The organism is Albibacillus kandeliae (genome assembly GCF_003116585.1).
Lineage (GTDB): Bacteria > Pseudomonadota > Alphaproteobacteria > Rhodobacterales > Rhodobacteraceae > Albibacillus > Albibacillus kandeliae.
Genome location: NZ_QEHM01000006.1, coordinates 481,040 through 496,625, shown reverse-complemented (window position 1 = coordinate 496,625; position 15,586 = coordinate 481,040). Strand labels below are relative to the sequence as shown.

Below are 15,586 nucleotides of genomic sequence, written 5' to 3'. Positions count from 1 at the left end.
CGGCAATGGGGGAGGAGATCCGGCGCCATGTTCTCGAGGACGGCGGCCAGCGGGTCGCCCTCCTCAACCTCGGCTGCATCACCCAGAGCTGGGAGATGCGCGACGGCACCAACATCGTCCTCGGCTACGACAAGGCCGGGGACTACCGCCAGAACCCGATGTTCCTCGGCGCCATCGTCGGTCGGGTCGCGGGCCGTATCGGCGGCGCCGCCTTTATCCTCGACGGCACCCGCTGGCAGGTCGACGCCAGCGAGCCGCCCAACTGCCTCCACGGCGGGGCAGGGGGCATCCATACCCGGCTCTGGCAGATGGAGACCGACGGTGCCCGCGCCGTCGAGCTGCGTCTGACTTCCGAGCACGGAGACCAGGGCTTTCCGGGGCGGCTTGACCTCACCGTCACCATCCGGCTCGAAAACGGCTGGCTCACCTACGACATGGCCGCCGAGGCCGACCACCCGACGCCGGTCAGCCTTGCCCAGCATTCCTATTACAACCTCGCGGGGCAGGGCACGATCTGGGGCCACCACCTGCGTGTCCCCGCCGACACCCGCGTGGTCAGCGACGCCGCGAACGTCGCGACCGAGCGGACCGAGCCGGTGGCGGGCACCCCCCTGGACCTGCGGTCCGGCAGAACCATCGCCGAGGCCGATCCGGAGAGTTCCGGACTCGACATGACCTATGCTAGGCTCGCCGCAACGGAGGAGAGCCCGGTGATCCTCACCGCGCCGGGCGGGAGGGAGATGCGGATGGTCAGCGACCAGCCCTGCCTGCAAGCCTATACCGGCGCCTATATCGGGCCGCTGCACGGCAGCGCCCATGCCCCCTTTCACGGCCTCTGCCTCGAACCGCAGGGCTGGCCCAACGCGGTCAACCACCCCGCTTTTCCGCAATCCATCGCGGCCCCCGACGCACCCTACCGTCAGTGCCTCGCGCTCAGGGTGACGCCATGAGGGCCCTTGGCCTCGCGGCGCTGCTGGCGGCGGCGCCGGCCCTCGCCGGGCCGCTGCCCCGCACCGAGGCCGAGTTCCCCGAGACCGACATGGCCTCGGTCAAGCTCGGTCAGCTGCTGTTCTACGACCCGATCCTCTCGGGCAACCGCGACGTCTCCTGCGCCACCTGCCACCACCCCCGCTTCGCCACCTCCGACGGGCTCTCGCTGGGGCTCGGCGATGGCGGCATCGGCCTCGGCCCGGACCGCGTGACCGACCCGGCGAACCTCCCCGAGGAACGCATCCCACGGAACGCACCGGCGCTCTTCAATCTCGGCGCCACCGAGTTCACCCGCTTCTTCCACGACGGACGGCTGGAAGACGATCCCTCCCGACCCCACGGCATCCGCACCCCGCTTGGCCCCGACATGGCCGAGGGCTTCCGCAACGCCCTCTCGGCGCAGGCCATGTTCCCGGTCCTCTCGCCCGACGAGATGGCAGGCCACTACGCCGAAAGCGATGTCTCGCAGGCGGTGCGCCAGGGCTTCATCACCGGTAAGGGCGGGGCATGGGAAACGCTCACCGCCCGGGTCGAGGCGATCTCCGCGTATCGCGAGCAGTTCGACAAGGTGATCGGCCCCCGCCCGCTGCACTTCGCCGACATCGCCAACGTGATGGCTGACTTCATCGCCTTCGAATGGCGCGCCGACGACAGCCCCTTCGACCGCTACCTGCGCACCGGCGAGCCGCTCGCGCTCGACGCGGCGGCGGGGATGGAGCTCTTCTACGGCAAGGCGGGCTGCGACGGCTGCCACGCGGGCCGCTTCCAGACCGACCACGACTTCCACGCCATCGCCATGCCCCAGCTCGGCCCCGGCAAGGCCGCCCGCTTCGAGCGCCACGCCCGCGATGTGGGGCGTTTGCGGGTGACGGGCGATCCCAAGGACGCCTACGCCTTCCGCACCCCCAGCCTGCGCAACGTGACCGCCACCGCGCCCTACGGCCACGACGGCGCCTATGCCTCGCTCGAGGCGGTGGTCCGCCACCACCTCGCCCCCGTCGCCAGCCTGCGGGCTTATGACCCGGCCCAGGCCATTCTGCCCGCGCTCGCCGTCGAAGACACCTGGGTGCTCGACCGCCCCGAGGAGATCGAGGCCATCGCCGCCGCCAACAGCCTCGCCCCGATGGAGCTCAGCGATGCCGAGGTCGCCAACCTTCTCGCATTTCTCGGAGCCCTGACGGATCAGCCCAGCATCGACGGACGCCTCGGCGTGCCCGAGAGCCTGCCGAGCGGTTTGCCGGTGGAGCGCTGAAACCCGGCGTCTGCCTCTTTGCCGAGGGGGCGATTTGAGTATTTGAGAAGGAAAGAAGAACTGGGTTTGTCCATCCCATTTCTTCTCTTCTCAAATACTCACAAAGCCACCTTCGACGCCGCCGCGTGGCTATCGGTCCTGCCGGGTGATCGTCACCAGGCGATCCGCCGCGACCTCGGACCAGGGCGAGATCGTGCCGTCCGGCCAGATCGCCCGCAGCCGCGCCGTCGCAGCTGCACCCAGCCCGAAATGTTCTGCTACCGCCGCGCCGCCAGCGTGGCCGCCACCGACGGTGATCTCGCGCAGGCGCGAGCCGGTGCCGTCGTCGAGTTCGATCCACGCGCCGATGGCGCGCGTGTTGGGGGCAGGCTGGCTCAGGGCGACCTCGAGCCAGTGGCCCGGCGTCTCGGTCACGTTCTGCCAGACCTCCATCGGGCCGCGCCGGTTCACCACCGCCACGTCCAGCAGCCCGTCGCCATTCAGGTCGGCGAGAGCACCGCCGCGCCCGCGCAGGAGGCTGGCAAGCCCCGCCTCGAGACCCGCTTCGACAAAGCGGCCGTCCTCGCCCTGCATCAGCAGGTTGTTGGGGTCGTCCCAGGCGCTGTCGGGCATCTGCTCGACGTTGCCCTTGGTGATGAAGATGTCGTCGCGCCCGTCGAGGTCCACGTCGCCGAAGGCCACGTGCCACCCGGTCGAGGGGCGCCCGTCGCCGCCCGTGTAGGGCGCCGTCGCGGTGGTGCCGAGGGCGTAGGGCACGTCCTCGAACCGCGGCCCGGCGGCGCTGTCGACCAGCACCTGCAGGCGCTGGTCGCCCATCGAGGTCAGGAACACGTCCTGATCGCCGTCGCGGTCTATGTCGCGGGTGGCGATCCCCATGCCCCAGAGCTTGTGGGTCTGCCAGCCGTCCGCCTCGGTGTAGAGCCGGGGCGGGGTGGTCATGGCCCAGAGCTGCTCGGACCCGGCATCGACGTAGTAGTGGCGGTCGTTGCTGATGCGCAGGTCCGCACGGCCCTGCCGCCCCCAGTCCGAGAACAGCATCGACAGCGGGCAGTAGCCGGGCGCCAGCACTTCCGGCGCGCCGTAGGTCGCTCCCTCGGGGCGGTAGAGTGCATTGTCGTCGCAGGCCCGGAACGGCCCGTTGGGGGCGTCGCGGTCAACGTAGTTGCCAAAGGCGAGGGTCGGCAGGCTCTGCCCCGCCTCCCAGGTGGCCGAGAAGGCGGTGGTCCAGTCCTCGCCGCCCTCGAACCCGAGCCCCTCGAAGGGGGCAAAGCTGCAGTCGGGCCCGCCTTTCAGCAGCACGTTCTCACCGACCCGCAGCACCGCGAGGTCGAGCAGACCATCGCCGTCGATGTCGAGCGGGTAGGCACCGGAGACCCCGGTCAGGCTCAGCGCCCCGGGCGCGGCGGCCTCGAAGGTCAGCGCGCCGCCGGGGTGTGAGGTATTGCGCAGCAGGGTCATCGGGTTCGTGCCGCCTGCCGCCAGCAGTTCGGGCAGCCCGTCGCCGGAACAGTCGAAGACCGCCAGCCCGCCGCCGACGAAATGCTCCCAGCCGCCGTCATAGACGTGTTCGGGGATCGCCACCGGCTCGAACCGGGGTCCGGCAATGGCCGGGACGGCGGCGCAGCCGATCAGGGCCGCAGAGCAGAGGGCGGGGGCGCGACGCCTCCGCGCGGTCTCGTAGGTCATCCCGTCCTCCCCTTCGCGCCCTCAGGCTGCGTTCTCTCCCAGTCCTTCCAGCGCCAGCTGCGAGACCTTGTCGAGCGCATAGGCGGCCGCGCCGCGCGCCCACATCAGGTTGCCCCAGCGGTGCACCACCACCTCGGGCGGGGCCTTGTCGACCTGCACGATCGACTTGCGCATCTCCTCGATGACCTCCTCGGCATAGAGGTGATCGGACTGCATCTGCTCACCCGCGAGGATGATCAGCTCGGGGTCGAAGATGTTCACCAGGTTTGCGAGACCAAGGGCAAAGACCCGCCCCGCGCGGCTGACCACGCGGCCTGCCATGTCGTCGCCCTCGCGGGCAGCGGTCAGCAGCGCTTCGACCCGCTCGCCCGAAGACAGCCTCGTGTCAAAGCCCATCAGCGTCTGCGCCTCGCGCAGCAGGGCGTAGTCGGCCACATAGGCTTCGAGACAGCCGCGCTGGCCGCAGCGGCAGAGCGCGCCGTCCAGATGCACCTTGGTATGGCCGAATTCGGCGCCGCAGCCACGGGTGCCGCGGTAGAGCTCGCCGTTGATCACCATGCCCATGCCGACGCCGGATTCGATGGTGACGACGAGGAAGTCGGAATGGTCCTGCCCGAGGCCGAAACTCTTCTCGGCCACCGCCACGAGGTTGGCGTCGTTGTCGACAAAGGCGGGGCGGCCGAGCCGCAGGCTCAGCAGGCGGCCGAACTCCACGTTGCGCTGGGTGAGGGAGGGGGACCAGTAGATAACCCCTTGTTCCGCCTCGACGATCCCGGCGATGCCAAGGCCCACGCCCGAGATGTCCCGCATCGCGTGGCCCGCCTTGCGCGCCAGCCGTTTCACAGCTTCCGCCAGCACCGAGGCAAGCTCGTCGGGCGGATAGACGGGCTTGTCCATCTCGGTTTCCAGCTCGGCCAGCTGGTTGCCCTCGAAATCCATCAGCACCAGAGAAAGCTGCTGGTGCGAAACCTTCACACCCACGACAAGGTGCGCGGCGCCGCGAATCTTGAGCGCCACCCGGGGGCGGCCGCGCCGGGCGTCGCCCTCATCGTCGGCACGCGGGACCTCCTCGATCAGCCCGTTCTGCAGCAGCTCCGCGGTAATGGTGGTGACGGTCGCCCGGCTAATGCCAGTCAGATCCGCCAGCTCGATCCGGGGAATGTTCCCCGCCTTCCGGATCTCCTGCAACAGCCGCCGGCGTCCGTATTCTCTTTGCATAACAGCCATTTCTCAGGTGTCGCCTTTCCGCCTCCGGCGCTCGTCGCGCGCGGATGCCTGCTTTCGCCCCCAGGGTCAGGTTAACACTTTTTACGGTACTGCGCACAGGGTAGACAATTTAATTTGATTTTCAAATTAAAATGGATCACGATGCCCGAACCCACCCTGCAAGGGGATTCATCTGCAGCGGTGCAATAAACGTGGAGGAGAATATGAAAATCCGTGCAACCGCGACGGCGATCTTCGTCGGCGCAATGATGAGCTCTGCCGCGATGGCCCAGACCGTCGGTGTGAGCTGGTCGAACTTCCAGGAAGAGCGCTGGAAAACCGACGAGGCGGCCATCAAGAAGGCGCTGGAAGCCGCCGGGGCGACCTATATCTCGGCCGATGCGCAAAGCTCGTCGTCCAAGCAGCTCTCCGACGTGGAAAGCCTGATCGCCCAGGGCGCCGACGCGCTGATCATCCTCGCGCAGGACACGCAGGCCATCGGCCCCGCCGTGGCTGCCGCCGCCGCCGAAGGTATCCCGGTCGTCGGCTATGACCGTCTGATCGAGGACGAGCGCGCCTTCTACCTGACCTTCGACAACATCGAGGTCGGCCGCATGCAGGCCCGCGCCGTGCTGGAAGCCCAGCCCGAAGGCAACTACGTGATGATCAAGGGCTCGCCCACCGACCCGAACGCGGACTTCCTCCGTGGCGGTCAGCAGGAGGTCCTGCAGGAGGCGATCGACTCCGGCAAGATCAAGATCGTGGCCGAGGCCTATACCGACGGCTGGCTGCCCGCCAACGCGCAGCGCAACATGGAGCAGATCCTGACGGCCAACGACAATGACGTCGACGCCGTGGTGGCCTCCAACGACGGCACCGCCGGCGGCGTCGTCGCGGCGCTGACCGCGCAGGGCATGGAAGGCATCCCGGTTTCCGGGCAGGACGCCGACTTTGCCGCGCTGAACCGTGTCGCCAAGGGCACCCAGACCGTCAGCGTCTGGAAGGACTCGCGCGAACTGGGCAAGGCGGCTGCCGAAATCGCGCTCAAGCTGGCCGGTGGTGCCAAGATGGGCGAGATCGACGGAGCCGAGGAGTGGACCAGCCCCGCGGGCACCACGCTCTGGGCCGAGTTCCTGAACCCGATCCCGATCACCAAGGACAACCTGAACGTCGTCGTGGATGCCGGCTGGATCGACCAGGATTCGCTGTGCCAGGGCGTGACCGCAGCGGTCGCCCCCTGCAACTAAGTTCGCCACTCGTCGCTTATTCGTAAGCTCAAGAGCCCTGTCCCCAGCTGAGGGGGCAGGGCGACCAGACAGCCAGGACATTCCAATGGACCAGTCCAAGACCGGAACCGCGCCCGCAGGGCCGGCCCGCAAGAATTTCTTCCAGACACTCGAGATCGACATGCGCCTGCTGGGCATGGTCGGCGCCTTCATCCTGGTGTGCCTGGTGTTCAACGTGTTGACCGACGGGCGCTTCCTGACGCCGCGCAACATCTTCAACCTCACGATTCAGACCGTCAGCGTTGCGATCATGGCCACCGGCATGGTCTTCATCATCGTGACCCGCCACATCGACCTCTCCGTCGGTGCGCTGCTGGCCACCTGTTCCGCCGTCATGGCGATGACCCAGACCAGCTGGCTGCCCGATGCGCTCGGCCTCGGGCTGGGCCATCCGCTGATCCCCTGGCTCAGCATCATCGTCGGCCTGCTGACCGGCATCGCGATCGGCGCCTTCCAGGGGTGGCTGGTCGGCTATCTCGCGATCCCCGCCTTCATCGTGACCCTCGGCGGCCTGCTGGTCTGGCGCAACGTCGCCTGGTACATCACAAGCGGCAAGACCATCGGCCCGCTCGACGAGACCTTCCAGAAATTCGGCGGCATCAACGGCACGCTTGGCAACACCGCCTCGTGGGTCGTGGGGATCATCGCCCTGCTGGCCGCGCTCTACGGCCTGTTCAATGCGCGCCGCAACAAGGTCAAACACGGCTTCCCAGTCAAACCGATGTGGGCCGAGGGCGTCGTCGCCGCGATCATGGCCATCGCCATCCTTGGCTTCGTCGCCATCCTGAACGCCTACGAGATCCCGACCCGCCGCCTCGAGCGCATCTTCGAACTGCGGGGCGAGACCATGCCCGAGGGCTTTACCCAGTCCTACGGCATCCCGTACTCCGTCCTGCTGCTGATCGCGCTCGCCATCGGCATGACCATCCTGGCCCGTCGCACCCGGTTCGGCCGCTACATCTTTGCCACCGGCGGCAACCCGGACGCGGCCGAGCTCTCGGGCATCAACACCCGCTGGCTGACGGTCAAGATTTTTGCGCTGATGGGCGCGCTCTGCGCCATCTCGGCAGTGGTCGCCTCGGCCCGCCTGACCAACCACTCGAACGACATCGGCACGCTGGACGAACTCCGCGTGATCGCGGCGGCCGTGATCGGCGGCACCGCGCTCGCGGGCGGGGTCGGCACCATCCACGGCGCCATTCTCGGCGCGCTGATCATGCAGTCGCTGCAATCGGGCATGGCCATGGTCGGCGTCGACGCGCCGCTGCAGAACATCGTGGTCGGCGGCGTTCTCGTGCTCGCCGTGCTCATCGACATCATCTACCGCAAACGCACCGGGGGGGCATGATCATGGCAGACACCAACAAGGCAGCCGTCGGCGAGAAACTTGTCGAGATGCGCGACATCTGCATCAGCTTCGGCGGTGTGCACGCGGTGGATCATGTCAGCGTCGACCTGCACGCGGGCGAGGTCGTCGGCCTGCTGGGTCACAACGGCGCGGGCAAGTCGACCCTGATCAAGATCCTCTCGGGCGCCTATCAGGCCGACTCGGGCGATATCCTGATCCGGGGCGAGAAGGCGACGATCACCAACCCGCGCGACGCGCGGCGCTACAAGATCGAGACGATCTACCAGACCCTCGCGCTGGCCGACAATCTCGATGCCGCCTCGAACCTCTTCCTTGGCCGCGAACTGGTCACGTCCTTCGGGCTCGTCGACGACGACGCCATGGAGGCCGAGACCCGCAAGATCATGTCCAAGCTCAACCCGAACTTCAAAAAGTTCAACGAGCCGGTCTCGGCCCTCTCCGGCGGCCAGCGCCAGTCGGTCGCAATCGCGCGCGCGGTATACTTCGACGCCCAGATCCTGATCATGGACGAACCGACCGCGGCCCTCGGCCCGCACGAGACCCAGATGGTCGCGGAACTCATCGAGCAACTCAAGGCGCAGGGGATCGGCATCTTCCTGATCAGCCACGACATCCACGACGTGATGAAGCTCTGTGACCGCGCCAGCGTGATGAAGAACGGCCAGCTGGTCGGAACCGTGGACGTCGATGACGTCACCGACGACGACCTGCTCGGCATGATCATCCTCGGCAAGAAACCCGGCGGGGCCAATGCGTGACATGCCCTCCCAGGTGCTCGTGGCGGACGTGGGGGGCACCAATGCCCGCCTCGCGCTCGCCGGGCCGGATGGCGCGCTGAGCGCCATCACCCGGTACCCGAACGAGGCCTATGGTTCCTTCTACGAGGTGCTGCACCGTTTCGCGACCGACCGGGTGCGGGGCAGGGTGGGGGCCATCACCATCGCGGTGGCGGGCCCGGTGACATCCGACCGTGCGCGCCTGACCAACCGGGACTGGACCTTCGAGAGGGAGGCCCTGTCTCGCGCCCTGCCCGAACAGGACAGGGTGCCAGTCCGGCTGGTCAACGACCTCGCCGCGCTCGGCCACTCGCTGCCCGCGCTGGGGGGCGATCAGGTGCGCCTGATGCGCCCGGCCACCGGTGCAGGGCCCAGCAACGGGCAGGCGCTGGTCGTCGGCATCGGCACCGGTTTCAACGTCTGCCTCGCCAAATCGAGCCCCGAGGGCTCGATGGTGATCGAGGCGGAACTGGGCCACTCCAGCCTTCCCGCCTCTGTCGTCGCGGCGGTCGAGGCCGCCATCGGCAAGGCCGCGCTCGGCTTTCCCACCACCGAGGACCTGTTCTCGGGGCGTGGGCTGGTGCAATTCTACCGCGCCCTGTCGGGGGGGCGGGAATCCCCCGCGCACGAGATCGTGGATGCGGCGGCGGACGGCGACGCGCTCGCGCGCCAGACGGTCGAGCATGTGGTGCGGTACCTCAGCCTGCTGACCCGCCAGCTGGTCTTCCAGTACCTTCCGCTGGATGGCATATACTTTGCCGGCAGCGTCGCGCGCGGCCTGTTCGGCGGCAACCGCGAGGAAGCCTTCCTCGAAAGCCTGCCCTCGGACGGGCCCTTCGAGCACCTGATCGCCCAGGTTCCCCTGCGGGTGATCGCCGACGACGCCGCCGCGCTCTTCGGCCTGACCCGGCTCGCACGTCCGCTGGCCGAGGCAGGCTAGACCCCGAGGCAGGCCAGCCACCTGCATCGTTCGCGCCTCAGTAGTCCCGCTTGAAGAAAAGGCCGATCCCGGTCTCGCCCGCGTTGTCGACCGAGCCCTTGATGGTCAGGTTGTCGGTCAGGTCAAAGTTCAGGTTGACCTCGCTCTGGCCATCGGCATTCACCGACACGTCCGTATAGAGATCGTCCGACAGGTAGGCGCCGACGCCCACTTGGGCATTGCCGTCGTCATCGGTCCCGAGGTCGAGGTTGTCGACCCCAAGCCCGCGCCGGATCTTGCCCAGCAGACCGCCCCCCTTGCCGCTGAGCGTCGCGACCTGCGACGCAAGCTGCGCGATCTTCAGCGGCGACAGGTCGTTGAACTGGTCGCCGAACAGCAGCAGCGCAAGGGCCTCCTCGCTCGGGCGTTCCGGGGTTGAGGTAACCTCGATCACCGGCGCGCTGGTCGGGCCCGAGATGGTCAGCGTGGCGTCCCCCTCCGAGGTGGAGGTGGTGGCGACGAAGTAGAGGTAGGGCTCAAGATTGCCCTGCATCGAAACCTGCCCCTCGTCCAGTTCCAGCCTGCGGCCCAGCAGGCTGAAGGTGCCCCGGATCAGGCCGATCTGGCCCGAGGGCACGATCTGGTTGGTATTGCCACCCACCACGAGGCGGCCGCCCAGTTCGGCGTTCAGGCCACGGCCGCGCACGAAGATCTTGTTGGGCGCGTTCAGCACGACGTTCAGGTTGTAGGGGCGGCTGGTGCCGCCGCCGCCGTTACCCGTCTCGATCAGCCCGGCGCGGGCGCGGGTCTGGCGGGCACTGCCCGGCTCCCACATGTGCCCGATCTCGGGGATCGGGGCTGCACTGACCGAACCGCCCGCGGTGTTGATGTTGATCTCGCTGTCGCCGAAATCGATCTGCCCCGCGATGGTCGCCCCGCCCGTCAGCGGACCGTTCATGGTGATCTGGCCGTTCGCGGTGGTGGTGTAGCTCAGGTTGTCGGTGATGATCAGGTTGACCAGCCGGGTGGTGATGTTGCCGTTGTAGGGCGCCGCCATCCCGGCAGAGCCGTCGACACGGAACTGGCCACCGGCGCGCAGCCCGCCGGTCACGCCGATCTGTGCCTGCCCACCCGACAGCCGGGCAGTCGCGTTCAGGCCGGTGATGGTCTGCGCCGCCGAGGGCAAGGCGATGGTCACGCCCGAGGCCGAGACGGTGCCCGACAGCGCCTCCAGCGAGGGCGCGCCGCGCAGGGCAAGGTTGAACTCGCCAAGGCCCCGCACCGAGTTCGGCGAGATGAAGGCGTTCGCCAGCCCCAGCTGCGCCTGTCCGACTGCGGTAATATCCGCCGTGTTGGCGGCCTGGTCATAGGTGCCGTTCACGTCCGCCGAGATGCTGCCCGGGCCGGTGCCCTTGGCATTCAGGGACCAGACGTCGCCTTCCTTGTTGGCAACCCCCGCCGCCGTGACGGTCCCGGCAAAGTCCTGCACAAACCGCTCGATCCGTTCGACGGTGGTGTCGAAGTAGACCTCGGCATCGGTCAGGGCCTCGTCGAACTCGGCCTTGAAGGTGCCCGACAGCCCGGCATCGCCGCGCGACACGGCGTTGACCAGCCACTTCCCGACGTCATCGCGCCGCGCCCGGCCCTTGGCTTCCAGCGTACCGCTGACCTGCGGCACCAGCCGTTGCAGCCGTTCCAGCGCCGCGTCGAAGAAGACGTCGACCTCGCCGGTGGGTTCGGTAAAGGCGCCGTTGAACCGGCCAGTGATCCCGGCGCTGCCTCCGGTGGTGATGTTGGCGCTCCAGCGTTGATCGGCCGAACGCTCGGCGCGGCCCTTGGCCTCCACGGTACCGGCAAGCTGCGGCACAAAGCGCTCCAGCCGCTCAAAGGCGGCGTCCAGCGCGAGGTGCGCCTCGCCCGAAGCCTCGTTGAAGTCACCCTCGAAACTGCCCTCGATACCGGCGCTGCCGCCGGTCTCCAGGCTGGCGTTCCACTGCCCCTCATGGGTGCGGCTGGCCTTGCCCCGCGCGTTCACCGCGCCGGTCAGCTGCGGCACCAGTCGTTCCAGCCGGGCAAGCCCCGCGTCGAAATCGAGGTCGGCGGTCCCCGCCTTCTCGTCGTACCCCGCCCTGATCCGGCCCGATATCCCGGCGGTCCCGCCGGTCAGGCTGGTCACTTCCCAGATGCCCGCCGCGCTGCGGGTCGCGTCTCCGCGCGCGGTCACGTTACCCGCGATCTGCGCGACGAAGTCTTCTAGCTGGTTGAACGCCGCGCGGTAAGTTGCCGTCAGCGCGCCATCCGGCGTCATGGTGCCGTCGGCGGTCAGGAAGGTCTCGTTCGGGGCGTTCAACTGCACCGTGCCGGTGACGGTCCCCTCCTGATGGCTCAGGTCGCCGCTGATCGTGACCGGACCGGGCGAGGCGGGCACGATACGCCCAAGGTCGTCCAGCGCCGCGCGCAGCGTCAGGTCGGCACGCCCGGTGCGCACCGTACCGCTGGCCGAGGCGCTCAGGGCCTCGCCCTGCAATTCGAACGAACGCAGCATGGTGCCCGACCCGTCCCGCGCCGCATCCATCCGGATCGTCGTCTCGCCGCCGATCAGCGGGTCCACCATCTCGATCCCCGCCCGCAGGCCCTGCGCGTCGGCGTTCAGCCGCACGTCAAAGGTGCCGTTCAGCGGCGCGCCATTGCCTTCCAGCGCCACCTTGGCCGATCCGCCGAGCGACTGGCCCGCGATCGCCGAGAAGCGCGAGAGGTCGGTCGCTTCCACTTCGGCGGTGCCGCCGATGTTGAACCCGGTATCAAGCCCGTCGATCAGGACCGACAGGCGCGCGGCATAGTCGGTGCCGGTCAGCTCGAACCCGTCGAGGGTAAGGGCGCCGTTGTTCCAGTCAAAGCTGCCGTCGAGGTCCAGCGTCTCGCCTATCGCCTCGCGCAACTGCTCTTCCGGGAAGGTCAGGCCGGTCAGCCCCGCCGTCAGGTTCCCTGCAAGATGGGTGTTTGCACCCTGCTCGAGGGTGCCTTCGGCGGTCAGCTCAACCCGGTCGAATGAGATATCGACACGGGACATGCCGCGAATGTCGGCCGTCAGTTGCCAGCTGTTGCCTTCGGCGGCATCGAACCCGCCCTTGATCGTCGCCGAGGTGATCTCGGTCACCGGATCGCCGGTCGGCAGGGTCACCGTCTCGCCTTCGGGCGGAGAGATGCTCCCGTCGAGCGCCACGTTCTGCAGTGTGCCGTCCGGCCCGATCTTGGCCGAGCCCGACAGGTCCAGCGCGCTGGCGGCAAGGCTGAACTCGCTGATCTCCAGCCCGCTCTCCGTGCCATTGCTGCCGTCGAGGCGCAGCTGCGACGAGGTCCCGAAGAACTCGCGGTAGGGTTCCGCCAGCAGCGGGGTCAGGTCGCCGTCCATCTGCGCGGCAAAGTCGATGTCGCCGCCCGCGCCGTCCCCGGCAAGCGAGACCTGGCCGGTCACTCGCTCGGTGCCGTCGGTGGCCAGCGACAGGTCGGCGGTGAAATCGGTCACCGGGCCTTCGCCCTTCGCGGTCAGCCGCACCGAGGGGCGGTCGGGAATCTTCATCAGTTCCGAGACGAGGCCGCCCGCGTCTTCGGTCACGCTCAGGTCCAGCGTCAGCTGGCGCGTGGCGTTGGAAAAGCCCGCAGTCAGGTCGATCTCGTCGCCGGGCCGGTCGAGGCGGGTCACTGCCATCGTGGTGTCGAGTGACCCGTCTTCCAGCACCAGCTTGCCGTTGATGGTCAGGCTGGCGGCAACACCGATCACCGGCTCGCCCAGCGTCAGCGTGCCGACCGAAAGCTCGCCGATGTTGACCGCGACCGGCAGCTCGGGGATCTGGAACGGCGTGGCCTCGGGGCTCGGCAGGTCTTCCTCGGTGGTCGTCGTCCCCGGCGCACGGCTCAGCTCGATGGTCTCGGCGCTCAGCTTGTTGATCCGCAGATTGCCCCGCAACAAGGCCGCACGAGCCCAGTCCAGCTGGGCGTTGCTGATCGTCAGCCACGGCCCCTCGTCGTCAGAGATGATGATCTGCTGGATGGTCGCCGAGGAACTCAGCGCCCCCGACAACCCGACGACCCGCACGTTGCGGTTGTCGCCCGACAGCGACTTTTCCAGCAGGTTCGAGATGAAACTGCCACCGCCATCATCATCGGTGCTGTCCTGCGCGAGCAGGGGTTGCGACTGCGTGATGGTCAGGGTGAACAGGAGCGCAAGGGCGAGAGTGAGGTACCGCATCAGAAGGCCTGCCCGATCCCGAGGTAGAATTGCAGCCCGTCGCCGGTGTCGCCGCTGACGGGCATGGCGAGGTCGAGCCGGATGGGGCCGAAACCGCCGACGTCATAGCGCAGGCCCAGACCGGCACCGGCATGGGACTCGGTGTCGCCGTCGATAAAGCTGGACGACCCGACCGCCGCCCAGTCGAAGAAGCCGACGACCGAGATCGCGGTGGTCACCCGGGCGCGCACCTCGGCGCTCGCCGCCAGGAGCGAGCGCCCGCCGGCGACGTCGCCGTTGACCGGAATGCCAAGAGATTCATAGGGCTGGCCGCGAACCGTACCCGCGCCACCCGAGAAGAACAGCATATCGGGCGAGGTGCTGTCGGCCTCGGCGCCCAGCACCGACCCCAGCTGCACCCGCCCGGCGAGCACGATGCTGCCGGTCTCGGTGAGGCTGAGGTACTTGCGCCCGTCCAGTACCGCCTGCAGGCCCGAGGACGATCCGCTGATGCCGCCGAAGGGGGTCAGCTTGGCGTCAAGGTAATACCCGCTGGTCGCGCTCTGCGACGAATCCCGCCGGTCGAGCTCGGCGTGGAACGGCATCTTGAGCACGCGGAACTTGCGGCCCTCGCCATAGGCGTCATCTGCGTCAGAATAGCTGTAGATCAGCGAAAGCTCGGCATAGAGCTGGTCCGAGAAGGTACGCCGTGCCCCGACACCCAGCTGTGCCACGTTCATCGTGTAGTGATCGCGGTCGATCCGCTCCAGCGAGCCGAGGTAGAACAGGTTGTTGTCGGGCCCCAGCCGCTCGGGAAAGTCGAGCCGGAAGGCCAGCCGCCCGTCGATATCGTCCGTGCCGCCGATGTTGCGGACTTCGCCCTCGAGCTGCAGCCGTTCGGCGCGGCCCAGCAGGTTGCGGTGCAGCCAGATCGCCGAGAGCGTCACGCCGCTGTTCGATTCCACTTCGGCGCCAAAGGTGATGCGCCGAGGCAGCTGTTCGGCCACCTGGATGGTGTAATCGAGCGTGCCGTCGGGATTGGCCTTCGGCGCTTCGACCAGGGCGACCGACGAAAAGGCGCCGGTGCGGCGCAGGCGCGAGCCGACCTTCTGCACCATCTGCGGGCTGTAGACTTCGCCGGTCGGGAACCCGGCGATGCGCCGGATCGCCGCCGTCTGCACCTTGCTGTTGCCGGTCACCGTCAGGTTGCCGAACCGCAGTTTCTGGCCCGGGATCAGCTTGATATCCGCGTCGAGCGTGTTGCTCCGGTGGTTCGCCGTGATCCGCTGGTCGCCGATAGCGACCTTGGCGTAACCACTGTTGCGCCAGCCATCCCGCCCGGCCGAAGCCGCCTCGCGGATGATGCCGGTGGTCGCGGTCTCGCCCTTGGCGAACCCTTCGGGCATTTCGGTGTCGGGCGCCAGCGGCGCGACCCGGGCAAGGCCGAAGCGGAAGATCGGACCGGTGTCGACCTTGATCACCGCCTTGTCGATCTTGCCGGGCGGAGAGATCAGGGGGATCGCGCTGGCCTCGCGGCCATCGACGAGAATGCTGACGGTGGGGCTGAAATAGCCTGAGTCATAGAGCACCTGAACGATCGTCCGGTAATCGGCAAGCGCGGCGGCCAGCAGCTCCTGCGACGTGCTCAGCCCCGAGTCCTCCGCCCCCATGAGCGAGGAGGCGCCGCGCAGCTTGTCCGCGATATCGTCGGGGGCGCCGGGGGCCGAAAGCGTCGCTTCGAAGGCCAGCGCGGGCAGGGGGGCCGCCAGGACGGCCATGACTCCTGCGACGCGAAGCAGGGCGCGCGGTGCCTCGGGCGAAAACGAAAAGCCTAGGACTGAACGGACCTGAAACAATTGCCTTACCCCAACAAG

10 protein-coding genes are annotated in these 15,586 nt (G+C 68.1%); 6 read left to right on the top strand and 4 right to left on the bottom strand.

Features of this window, described 5'->3' with window-relative positions; all coding sequences use genetic code 11:
- Window positions 1-5 precede the first annotated feature (5 nt).
- Complete coding sequence (locus DDT93_RS15680; RefSeq protein WP_109466787.1) at window positions 6-950, top strand: aldose epimerase family protein; 945 nt, start codon at window positions 6-8, stop codon at window positions 948-950.
- Complete coding sequence (locus DDT93_RS15675) at window positions 947-2,242, top strand: cytochrome-c peroxidase (RefSeq protein ID WP_109466786.1); 1,296 nt, start codon at window positions 947-949, stop codon at window positions 2,240-2,242. Before DDT93_RS15680 ends, DDT93_RS15675 begins: the two co-directional genes overlap by 4 nt.
- A 129-nt stretch (window positions 2,243-2,371) precedes the next feature.
- Here the strand turns inward: DDT93_RS15675 and DDT93_RS15670 are convergent, their stop codons facing one another.
- Together DDT93_RS15670 and DDT93_RS15665 are read right to left on the bottom strand one after the other, a co-directional pair.
- Complete coding sequence (locus DDT93_RS15670; RefSeq protein ID WP_109466785.1) at window positions 2,372-3,928, bottom strand: CRTAC1 family protein; 1,557 nt, start codon at window positions 3,926-3,928, stop codon at window positions 2,372-2,374.
- Window positions 3,929-3,949: 21 nt separating this feature from the next.
- Window positions 3,950-5,146: an ROK family transcriptional regulator gene (locus DDT93_RS15665; RefSeq protein WP_109466784.1), complete on the bottom strand. Its 1,197-nt coding sequence runs from the start codon at window positions 5,144-5,146 to the stop codon at window positions 3,950-3,952.
- A gap of 212 nt (window positions 5,147-5,358) precedes the next feature.
- On the opposite strand from DDT93_RS15665, the gene xylF reads away from it, so the two are divergent.
- The 4 genes from xylF to DDT93_RS15645 all read left to right on the top strand — a co-directional run bounded on the left by xylF (window position 5,359) and on the right by DDT93_RS15645 (window position 9,505).
- Entirely contained in the window at window positions 5,359-6,381 is a 1,023-nt protein-coding gene (xylF, locus tag DDT93_RS15660) for a D-xylose ABC transporter substrate-binding protein (RefSeq protein WP_109466783.1), read from the top strand.
- An 85-nt stretch (window positions 6,382-6,466) separates the two neighbouring features.
- A complete protein-coding gene (locus DDT93_RS15655) occupies window positions 6,467-7,768 on the top strand; it encodes a sugar ABC transporter permease (RefSeq protein WP_109466782.1) in 1,302 nt (433 codons plus the stop codon).
- Between the two features lie 2 nt (window positions 7,769-7,770).
- Window positions 7,771-8,547: an ATP-binding cassette domain-containing protein gene (locus DDT93_RS15650; RefSeq protein ID WP_232825470.1), complete on the top strand. Its 777-nt coding sequence runs from the start codon at window positions 7,771-7,773 to the stop codon at window positions 8,545-8,547.
- Window positions 8,540-9,505 carry a glucokinase gene (locus DDT93_RS15645; RefSeq protein ID WP_109466780.1) on the top strand — a complete coding sequence of 322 codons (966 nt, stop codon included), beginning with the start codon at window positions 8,540-8,542 and terminating at the stop codon, window positions 9,503-9,505. Before DDT93_RS15650 ends, DDT93_RS15645 begins: the two co-directional genes overlap by 8 nt.
- Before the next feature lie 37 nt (window positions 9,506-9,542).
- Here DDT93_RS15645 and DDT93_RS15640 read toward each other — a convergent pair whose 3' ends face one another.
- Window positions 9,543-13,733 carry a translocation/assembly module TamB domain-containing protein gene (locus tag DDT93_RS15640; protein ID WP_109466779.1) on the bottom strand — a complete coding sequence of 1,397 codons (4,191 nt, stop codon included), beginning with the start codon at window positions 13,731-13,733 and terminating at the stop codon, window positions 9,543-9,545.
- Entirely contained in the window at window positions 13,733-15,490 is a 1,758-nt protein-coding gene (locus tag DDT93_RS15635; protein WP_109466778.1) for an autotransporter assembly complex protein TamA, read from the bottom strand. The genes DDT93_RS15640 and DDT93_RS15635 overlap by 1 nt, the downstream gene beginning before the upstream one ends.
- Between the last annotated feature and the right edge of the window lie 96 nt (window positions 15,491-15,586).

What these genes read in the sequence shown, in the direction of transcription:
- DDT93_RS15635 (WP_109466778.1), bottom strand. Translation starts at nt 15,490, where the DNA reads ATGGCCGTCCTGGCGGCCCCCCTGCCCGCGCTGGCCTTCGAAGCGACG.
- DDT93_RS15640 (WP_109466779.1), bottom strand. Translation starts at nt 13,733, where the DNA reads ATGCGGTACCTCACTCTCGCCCTTGCGCTCCTGTTCACCCTGACCATC.
- DDT93_RS15680 (WP_109466787.1), top strand. Translation starts at nt 6, where the DNA reads ATGGGGGAGGAGATCCGGCGCCATGTTCTCGAGGACGGCGGCCAGCGG.
- xylF (WP_109466783.1), top strand. Translation starts at nt 5,359, where the DNA reads ATGAAAATCCGTGCAACCGCGACGGCGATCTTCGTCGGCGCAATGATG.
- DDT93_RS15665 (WP_109466784.1), bottom strand. Translation starts at nt 5,146, where the DNA reads ATGCAAAGAGAATACGGACGCCGGCGGCTGTTGCAGGAGATCCGGAAG.
- DDT93_RS15670 (WP_109466785.1), bottom strand. Translation starts at nt 3,928, where the DNA reads ATGACCTACGAGACCGCGCGGAGGCGTCGCGCCCCCGCCCTCTGCTCT.
- DDT93_RS15650 (WP_232825470.1), top strand. Translation starts at nt 7,771, where the DNA reads ATGGCAGACACCAACAAGGCAGCCGTCGGCGAGAAACTTGTCGAGATG.
- DDT93_RS15645 (WP_109466780.1), top strand. Translation starts at nt 8,540, where the DNA reads ATGCGTGACATGCCCTCCCAGGTGCTCGTGGCGGACGTGGGGGGCACC.
- DDT93_RS15675 (WP_109466786.1), top strand. Translation starts at nt 947, where the DNA reads ATGAGGGCCCTTGGCCTCGCGGCGCTGCTGGCGGCGGCGCCGGCCCTC.
- DDT93_RS15655 (WP_109466782.1), top strand. Translation starts at nt 6,467, where the DNA reads ATGGACCAGTCCAAGACCGGAACCGCGCCCGCAGGGCCGGCCCGCAAG.